We start from the raw sequence: 8,286 nt of genomic DNA on the forward strand, positions 1-8,286 counted from the left end.
GAGCCGCCGGGGTGTCCCGCGCTGCCCGGCTCCCCGCAGGGAAGGCACCCGCCGATCATGAATGTTCGCCGCAGCGCAGCGGTCCTGGCCGCCGTCGCCGTGATCGGCGCCGCCACTCCGGCCGCCGCCGACACGTCCCCGTCCCCCTCGCCGTCCCAGGCACTGCCCTCCGCCCTGTACGGCGACAGCGACCCGCAGTACGACGGCGTCTGGCGCCAGTCGCTCGCCCTGCTCGCCCAGCACACGGCCGGCGTCGAGCCGTCGAAGGCGGCCGTCGACTGGCTCACCGGGCAGCAGTGCGCCGACGGCTCCTTCGCCCCGTACCGCGCCGACACCGCCGAGGCGTGCGACGCGAAGACGATGGTCGACACCAACCAGACCGCCGCCGCCGTCCAGGCCCTCGCCGCGCTCGGCGGCCACGACGACGTCACGAAGAAGGCCGTCGACTGGCTGAGGTCCGCGCAGAACAAGGACGGCGGCTGGGGCTACCTGGCGGGCGGCGCCAGCGACACCAACTCCACCTCCGTCGTCATCGGCGCGCTCGCCGCCGCGGGTGAGAAGCCGGCCGAGGTGAAGAAGGACGGCAAGTCCCCCTACGACGCCCTGCTGAAGCTGGCGCTCCCCTGCGAGGGCGACGGCGCGGGCGCCTTCGCCTTCCAGCCGGACAAGAAGGGCGAACGGACCGCCAACGCGGACGCGACGGCGGCGGGCGTGCTCGGTTCGCTGGGTGCGGGACTGGTCGTCGAGCCCGGCAGGGGCGAGGCGAAGGAAGCAGCGTGCGAGAAGGCCGCCGGCCCCGAGCAGGCCGCCGCCAACGGTGCCGCGTATCTCACGGACGCCCTCGCCGAGAAGGACCACCTCACCTCCGCCCTCGCCGGCGCCGAGGACCAGCCCGACTACGGCAACACCGCCGACGCGGTCGTCGCGCTCGCCGCGCAGGGCGCCACCGAGCCGGCCGGGAAGTCCCTGGCCTGGCTGGAGAAGAACGCCGCCGACTGGGCGGCACGGAGCGGCCCCGCCGCGTACGCCCAGCTGATCTTCGCGGCCCACGCGACGGGCGCGGACCCGCGCGCCTTCGGCGGCACGGACCTGGTGAAGCAGCTGACGGCGACGGGCCCGGCCCCCGAGAAGACCACCCAGGCGTCGAAGGACGGGGAAAAGAAGGACGGGGAAAAGAAGGACGACTCCGACTCGGGCCTCGGCGTCTGGTGGTTCGTCGGCGTCTGCCTGGTCGCCGGCATCGGCATCGGCTTCCTGATCAGCGGCCGTAAGAAGCGGCAGCAGCCGTGATCCGCCGGGCCACCGTACTGTTCCTGGCCGCGCTCCTGCCCCTGTCGGCGGGCGCGGGCCAGGCGCAGGCCGCCGGCTACCGCTACTGGTCGTTCTGGGAGCAGGACGGCACGGCATGGACGTATGCCAACCAGGGCCCGTCCCTCGCCCGCCCCGCCGACGGTGACGTCCACGGCTTCCGCTTCTCCGTCAGCGAGAACTCCGCCGACGCGGCGAAGCCCCGCGGTACCGCCGACTTCGGCACCATCTGCGCGAAGACCCCGGCGGCCGACGGCAGGAAACGCGTGGCCCTGGTCATCGACTTCGGCACCTCCGCCGACGCCCCGTCCGGCGAAACCCCGCCGGCCGGCCGCACGGCCTGCGCCCGGGTCCCCGAGGACGCCACCACGGCCGAGGCCCTGGCCTCGGTCGCCGAACCCCTCCGCTACGACACCAACGCCCTGCTGTGCGCGATAGCGGGCTACCCGAAGCAGGGCTGCGGAGAGCAGGTCTCGGCGGAAAAGGCCCCCGCGCCCCCAGAGGAAACGAGGGAGTCGGACGACTCCGGCCCCTCAGTGGGCCTGACAGCCGGAATCGCCGTGGTGGCCCTCCTCGGAGCAGCGGCACTCTGGCAGGCACGCCGCCGTGCGTCGTGACTGCGGGCAGGAGTGCCCGCGTGACTGCGGGCACTCCTGCCTCCCCCAGGGCGGCACGGGTGGGCGATGGGGGTCCCCCCGCTCGAGCGCGGCCGAGAGTGAGGGAGGCACCCCGCGCACACCGGGCTGCGCGACACCCCCCGCCCAGCACCGGCACCGCGCCCCCCACCTCCACCCCGGCGCCTGGTGGCTCTGGGCCCTGGCCCTGGGCACCGCGGCCACCCGCACCACCAACCCCCTCCTCCTCACCCTCCTCATCGCCGTCTCCGCCTACGTCGTGGCGACCCGCCGCCCCCACGCCCCCTGGTCCCGTTCCTACGGCGCCTTCGTCAGACTCGCCCTCGCCGTCCTCCTCGTCCGCCTCGCCTTCGCCGTGCTCCTCGGCTCCCCCGTCCCCGGCACGCACGTGCTCGTGCACCTCCCCGAAATCCCCCTCCCCCACTGGGCCCAGGGCATCCGCCTCGGCGGCAAGGTCACCGCCGAGGCCCTCGCCTTCGCCCTGTACGACGCCCTCCGTCTGGCCACCCTCCTCATCTGCGTGGGCGCCGCGAACGCCCTCGCCAACCCCTCCCGCCTGCTCAAATCCCTCCCCGGCGCCCTGTACGAACTCGGCGTGGCCGTCGTCGTGGCCCTCACCTTCGCCCCGAACCTCATCGCCGACGTCCAGCGCCTGCGCGCCGCCCGCCGTCTGCGAGGCCGGCCCGACAAGGGCGTACGCGGCCTGCTCCAGGTCGGACTCCCGGTCCTGGAGGGCGCGTTGGAGCGCTCGGTCGCCCTCGCCGCCGCGATGGACGCGCGCGGATACGGCCGTACCGCCGACGTACCTCCCACCGTCCGCCGTACCACCGCCGCCCTCACCCTCGGCGGCCTGCTCGGCGTCTGCGCCGGCACGTACGGGCTGCTCACCGCCGAGGGCGGCACCTACGGCCTCCCCGTCCTCCTCGCCGGTGTCGCCGCCGCCCTCGCGGGCCTGTGGCTCGGCGGCCGGCGCACCCTGCGCACCCGCTACCGCCCGGACCCCTGGGACGCCCGCGCCTGGCTGGTCACCGCGTCCGGAGCCGCCGTGGCCGCCCTCCTGGCCCTCGCCGCCTCCCGCGACCCGGCGGCCCTGCACCCCGGCGTGGTCCCGCTCGTCGCGCCCGCGCTCCCCCTGTGGCCGGCGGCGGCCGTCCTGGTCGGCCTGCTCCCCGCTTTCATCACCCCCGCCCCCGAGGCGGCCACGGACACCCGCAAGGAGCCGACGACGTGATCCGCTTCGAGAACGTGTCGGTGACGTACGACGGCGTGGGCGAACCCGCCGTCCAGGGCGTCGACTTCGAGGTCCCCGAGGGCGAACTGGTCCTCCTCGTGGGCCCGTCCGGCGTCGGCAAGTCGACGGTGCTGGGCGCGGTGAGCGGCCTGGTCCCGCACTTCACCGGCGGCACCCTGCACGGCAGGGTCACGGTCGCCGGCCGTGACACCCGTACCCACAAGCCGCGCGAACTCGCCGACGTCGTGGGCACGGTGGGCCAGGACCCGCTCTCCCACTTCGTGACGGACACGGTGGAGGACGAACTCGCCTACGGCATGGAGTCGTTGGGAATCACCCCGGCCGTGATGCGCCGCAGGGTGGAGGAAACCCTGGACCTCCTCGGCCTCGCCGGCCTCCGCGACCGTCCCCTCGCCACCCTCTCCGGCGGCCAGCAGCAGCGCGTGGCCATCGGCTCGGTCCTCACCCCGCACCCCCGGGTCCTGGTCCTCGACGAACCGACGTCCGCGCTCGACCCCGCGGCGGCGGAGGAGGTCCTCGCGGTCCTCCAGCGCCTGGTCCACGACCTCGGCACCACCGTCCTGATGGCAGAACACCGCCTGGAACGCGTCATCCAGTACGCCGACCGGGTGGCCCTGCTGCCGGGCCCCGGCGAGCGGCCGTGGCTCGGCACCCCGGCGGAGGTGATGGCGGTCTCCCCCGTCCGTCCCCCCGTGGTCGACCTGGGCCGCCTGGCCGGCTGGTCCCCCCTCCCCCTGACGGTCCGCGACGCCCGGCGCGAGGCGGGCCCGCTGCGCGACCGCCTGGCCGACAGGCGACCCCCCGCACAGGAACCCGAGCCGCCGGCACCGGCCCCCGCCACCAGGCGCCTGTTCCCGCGCAGGAAGCCCGGCACCCCGGCCCCCGCCCACGTGGCCGAGGTCCGTTCCCTCGCGGTCCGCCGCGACCGCGTCCAGGCCCTGCGCCACATCGACCTGACCGTCGGTCCCGGCGAGACGATCGCCCTCATGGGCCGCAACGGCGCCGGGAAGTCGACGCTGCTCAGCGCACTGGTGGGCCTGGTCGCCCCCTCCTCGGGCTCGGTCCGCACCGGCGACGCGGTCCCCCACCGCACCCGCCCCCGCGACCTGGTCCGCCGCGTCGGCCTGGTCCCCCAGGAACCCCGCGACCTCCTGTACGCCGACACGGTCGCGGCGGAGTGCGCGGCCGCCGACGGGGACGCGGGCGCCGAGCCGGGCACCTGCCGCGCCCTGCTGACCGAGCTGCTCCCCTCGGTGGCCGACGACACCCACCCCCGCGACCTGTCCGAGGGCCAGCGCCTGACCCTCGCCCTGGCGGTCGTCCTGACCGCGCGCCCGCCCCTGCTCCTCCTCGACGAGCCGACCCGCGGCCTGGACTACGCGGCGAAGGCCCGCCTGGTGACGATCCTGCGCGGACTGGCCGCCGAGGGCCACGCGATCGTCATGGCCACGCACGACGTGGAACTGGCGGCGGAACTCGCCCACCGGGTGGTCCTGATCGCGGAGGGCGAGGTGATCGCGGACGGCCCGGCGGCGGAGGTGGTCGTGGCGTCCCCGTCCTTCGCCCCGCAGGTGGCGAAGATCCTGGCCCCGCAGCACTGGCTCACGGTCTCCCAAGTCCGGGAGGCGCTGCGATGACCGGCCCGGACGGCGCACAGCGCCAGACCCGGGCCATCCGTCTGGGCCCGCGCTCATGGGCGGCGCTGGCCCTGGTGAGCGCGGTGGGCGTGGCGGGTGTCGGCTGGCCCTTCCTCGCCCCGCCCGACTCCTCCGTGAACGCCCACGCCCAGGACGCACCGTGGCTCTTCGCGGGCCTGCTGGTCCTGCTGGTGGCGGTGGTGGCGGCGACGATCTCGGAATCGGGCCTGGGCCCGAAGCCGGTGGCGATGCTCGGCGTCCTGGCGGCGACGGGTGCGGCCCTGCGCCCCATCGGCGCGGGCACGGCCGGCCTGGAACCGATGTTCTTCCTCATGGTCCTCAGCGGCCGGGTCCTCGGCCCCGGCTTCGGCTTCGTCCTCGGCTCGGTGACGATGTTCGCGTCCGCCCTGCTCACCGGCGGTGTCGGCCCCTGGCTGCCGTTCCAGATGCTGTCGATGGGCTGGTTCACGATGGGCGCGGCCCTGCTGCCGGGCGCCGACCGGCTGCGCGGGCGCGCGGAACTCTGGCTGCTCGCCGTCTACGGCTTCCTGGCGGCCTTCGCCTACGGCACGGTGATGAACATGGCGGGCTGGCCCTTCATGTCCGCCCTGGCCTCGAACATCTCCTTCGACCCGGACGCAGCGCTCCCCGCCAACCTGGCCCGCTTCCTGGCGTACTGCCTGGCCACGTCCCTCGGCTGGGACCTGAGCCGGGCCCTGGTCACGGTCGCCCTGACCCTCGCCCTCGGCACCCCGGTCCTGAAGGCCCTGCGCCGGGCCACCCGCCGGGCGGCCTTCGAGGCCCCGGTCACATTCGAGGACACCCCTCGGTGAGCCCCGCACGCACCCCGTGAGCGGGACGGTGAACCACCCCACATGACCCGCCTCACATACGACCCGGCACCGTAGCGACGTGCCGGGTCCGCGCAGGGCGCTCCCGCCTCTCGGGCCGGCCCCTCCGACCTTCGGTAGTAAAGGGGACCTTTGCGGGCAATTCCGAAATTTGCTTCTGTGGAGCAGTCGCCAGGCGCCGACGTACCCCACGGGGTCGCGGCGCCGACGCATGCCCCCGCCGCACATCACGGCGTCCGGCACGGCGTAGCGCGACCGCCCTGATCCCGACCGAAAGGCCGCCTGTGTCCGCCGCTTCCTTCCTCCGCACCGTCGCCGCCCCGAAGAAGACCCTCGCCGGTGCCGCCCTGGTCGCCGCCACCTGCGGCACCCTGATCGCCGCCGCGCCCGCCCATGCCGCGACTCCGACGAGCGCGTCCTCGGCCCAGGCGACCGCGAAGAAGATGATCGGCGACTCGGCCGAGTTCCAGTGCTTCTCGAAGATCGTCCAGCACGAGAGCAGCTGGAACCCCACCGCCACCAACGCCTCCAGCGGCGCCTACGGCCTGGTCCAGGCCCTGCCCGCCTCCAAGATGGCCTCGGCCGGCTCCGACTGGAGGACCAACCCCGCCACCCAGATCGAGTGGGGCCTGGACTACATGAAGGACCGCTACGGCAGCGCCTGTGACGCCTGGTCCTTCTGGCAGGCCAACCGCTGGTACTGACAGCACCGCACCCCCCATACCGAAGGCGGCGACCCCATGATCCCCGGGGCCGCCGCCTTCGTCATCGCCGAACGGTCTCCGCGTTCGAGGTCGAGCACCGGCACACCGCGCCCCTCGTACGCCTCGGCATCCACCGTAGCGACGAGCGCGTCCGCGCCCCACTTGGGCAGCTGCCGGGCCGCGGGGCCGGCCAGTTCGGCGGCCCGGCCGGCTGCGGAACCCACGTCGTCCAGGTGGAACTCGAGCAGCGCCGGGTCGCCGTACGCGGCTGCCGGGCGGGGGATCAACGCGTCCAGGGGGTCGTCGCCGGTCGGGGGGGCGACCGGGTTCCAGTAGGTGGTCGCGTCCGTCGTCGGTTCGGTATCGGCGGGGGTGACCAGGGTGATCAGGACGTCCTGGGCGTCGATGACCACGTGGCACACCAGGTCGCGTACGAGCCGGCCCCGACAGAACGACCGTAGCGGAGCGAGCAGTCGGTCACGGTGTCCGGATTCGCGGTCGGGTGGACTGCTCCCCGCGCTCCCCACGTTCCTCGCCCCGCGCAGCGACCGGTACGCGATGCGGCTCACTGTCGGTGAGCACTCGGCGCGGCGTGTCCGGCGCATCGTGCGGTCGCTCCTGCGCGAGTGGGAGATGACCGGGCTGTCCGACGCCGTGGAACCCGGCGTGACGGAGCTGCGCGCCGACGTCGTACGCCACGTTCCCGACCGGCGCCGCGCCCTGCTGTTGCTGCGGCTGCCGACCGGGGTGCGGGGGAAGCGGCCGACGGAAGTGACGAGCTCCCGGGTGTGCCGATGGAGTTGGCGCCCGACGCGGAGAACGGGCGAGGACTCGCACTGCCGGCTGCGGTGACCGGCAAGGGGGTGTCGATCCCGAGCCCCGTGGCGGGAAGACCGTGTGGTTCGCGTGTGCGGTGGAGGCCGGTGCGTGAGGTGGCCGTGGGGCCACTCGCTTCTTTGTCAGTGTCGTGCTTCCGCGACCCGCGTCAAGGGCGCTGCGTTCCGCTGCGCTCCACTCCGCGTCGGCTGCGCCGATGGGCCTGCGGCCCACCCTTGACCCGGCCCGCTCCAGCACGGGGGAGAAGCGAGCGAGCGGCCCGGAAGAACGGGTGGCCGAGGCATGTCTGCGGTGCGAGGCGGGCCGGCCAGTCACCCGGGGTCTGCGGGCGCGCTCGCGTCTCGCCTGCACGCCGGGCCGTCTCGGCGGCGAACGGTGGGTGGTGGTGGGTGGGGTCCCAGGGGGCGCATCCCCCGGGTGGCGGCACGCCGGGCCGTCTCGGCGGCCAACCGTAGGGGCGGGCAGGGCTGCGCATGCCGCGATAGGAGCGTTTCTCCATCCTCGACCGGTACGAAGTGGGCTTTCCGGCACCACGCTTGGAGAACGGCTCCAATCACCTCGGTCACGTCCGCCTCACCGGAGAAGCAGTCAGCCCCGGCAGCCCGGTCCCCTCAGCACCCCTTCCGAAATCCGTGAACACTTTGCTGCAAAGTGTTCACGGATTTCAGCACGAGTCCCTCCCCCTGCTCCACCCACCATCCATCGCTCACCATCCACCACCCACCATCCATCGCTCACCACCCACCACTCATCACTCATCACTCACCGCCGAACCCACCCGGCGCACCTCCGCCCCAACCGCCCCAACCGCCCCAACCGCCCCAGCCGTCGTACATCCGCAACCACCCACCCACCGCTCGCCGCCGAGACGGTCCGGCGCGCAGGCGAGACGCGAGCGCGCCCCCATCCCCGGCCGTAAGCCGCTGAGCCCACCCGGCGTGCTGGCGAGGCGCGGACGCGTCCGCGAACCCCGTCCACCCCGCGACCGACGGCAGGTCGTAGACATGCCTGGCCCCCCGCTTTCCTCCGGCCGCTCGCTCGCTTCTCCCCCGTGCTGGAGCG

The 8,286-nt window shown here is 74.3% G+C and carries 7 protein-coding genes and 1 pseudogene; 7 read left to right on the plus strand and 1 reads right to left on the minus strand.

Features of this window, described 5'->3' with window-relative positions:
• Positions 1-57 precede the first annotated feature (57 nt).
• From ACFXAE_RS19690 to ACFXAE_RS19715, 6 genes are all read left to right on the plus strand, one after another.
• Positions 58-1,290: a prenyltransferase/squalene oxidase repeat-containing protein gene (locus ACFXAE_RS19690; protein WP_384716123.1), complete on the plus strand. Its 1,233-nt coding sequence runs from the start codon at positions 58-60 to the stop codon at positions 1,288-1,290.
• Complete coding sequence (locus ACFXAE_RS19695; protein WP_384716126.1) at positions 1,287-1,925, plus strand: SCO2322 family protein; 639 nt, start codon at positions 1,287-1,289, stop codon at positions 1,923-1,925. The genes ACFXAE_RS19690 and ACFXAE_RS19695 overlap by 4 nt, the downstream gene beginning before the upstream one ends.
• Positions 1,926-2,124: 199 nt before the next feature.
• Complete coding sequence (locus ACFXAE_RS19700; RefSeq protein WP_384716155.1) at positions 2,125-3,174, plus strand: CbiQ family ECF transporter T component; 1,050 nt, start codon at positions 2,125-2,127, stop codon at positions 3,172-3,174.
• Positions 3,171-4,832 (plus strand): ABC transporter ATP-binding protein, encoded by a 1,662-nt coding sequence (locus ACFXAE_RS19705; RefSeq protein ID WP_384716129.1) that lies wholly within the window; start codon positions 3,171-3,173, stop codon positions 4,830-4,832. The genes ACFXAE_RS19700 and ACFXAE_RS19705 overlap by 4 nt, the downstream gene beginning before the upstream one ends.
• Positions 4,829-5,665 carry an ECF transporter S component gene (locus tag ACFXAE_RS19710; protein WP_384716132.1) on the plus strand — a complete coding sequence of 279 codons (837 nt, stop codon included), beginning with the start codon at positions 4,829-4,831 and terminating at the stop codon, positions 5,663-5,665. Before ACFXAE_RS19705 ends, ACFXAE_RS19710 begins: the two co-directional genes overlap by 4 nt.
• 302 nt (positions 5,666-5,967) lie before the next feature.
• Positions 5,968-6,387, plus strand: a complete 420-nt coding sequence (locus tag ACFXAE_RS19715; protein ID WP_384716135.1) for a transglycosylase SLT domain-containing protein — start codon at positions 5,968-5,970, stop codon at positions 6,385-6,387.
• A gap of 176 nt (positions 6,388-6,563) precedes the next feature.
• Here ACFXAE_RS19715 and ACFXAE_RS19720 read toward each other — a convergent pair.
• Positions 6,564-6,842 (minus strand): annotated as a pseudogene (locus ACFXAE_RS19720) (maleylpyruvate isomerase N-terminal domain-containing protein); the annotation flags it as partial.
• Positions 6,843-6,945: 103 nt separating this feature from the next.
• On the opposite strand from ACFXAE_RS19720, the gene ACFXAE_RS19725 reads away from it, so the two are divergent.
• Positions 6,946-7,239, plus strand: coding sequence for a hypothetical protein (locus ACFXAE_RS19725; RefSeq protein ID WP_384716138.1), 294 nt, complete (start codon positions 6,946-6,948; stop codon positions 7,237-7,239).
• The last annotated feature ends 1,047 nt before the right edge of the window (positions 7,240-8,286 follow it).

Source organism: Streptomyces sp. NPDC059454, assembly GCF_042749965.1.
Lineage (GTDB): Bacteria > Actinomycetota > Actinomycetes > Streptomycetales > Streptomycetaceae > Streptomyces.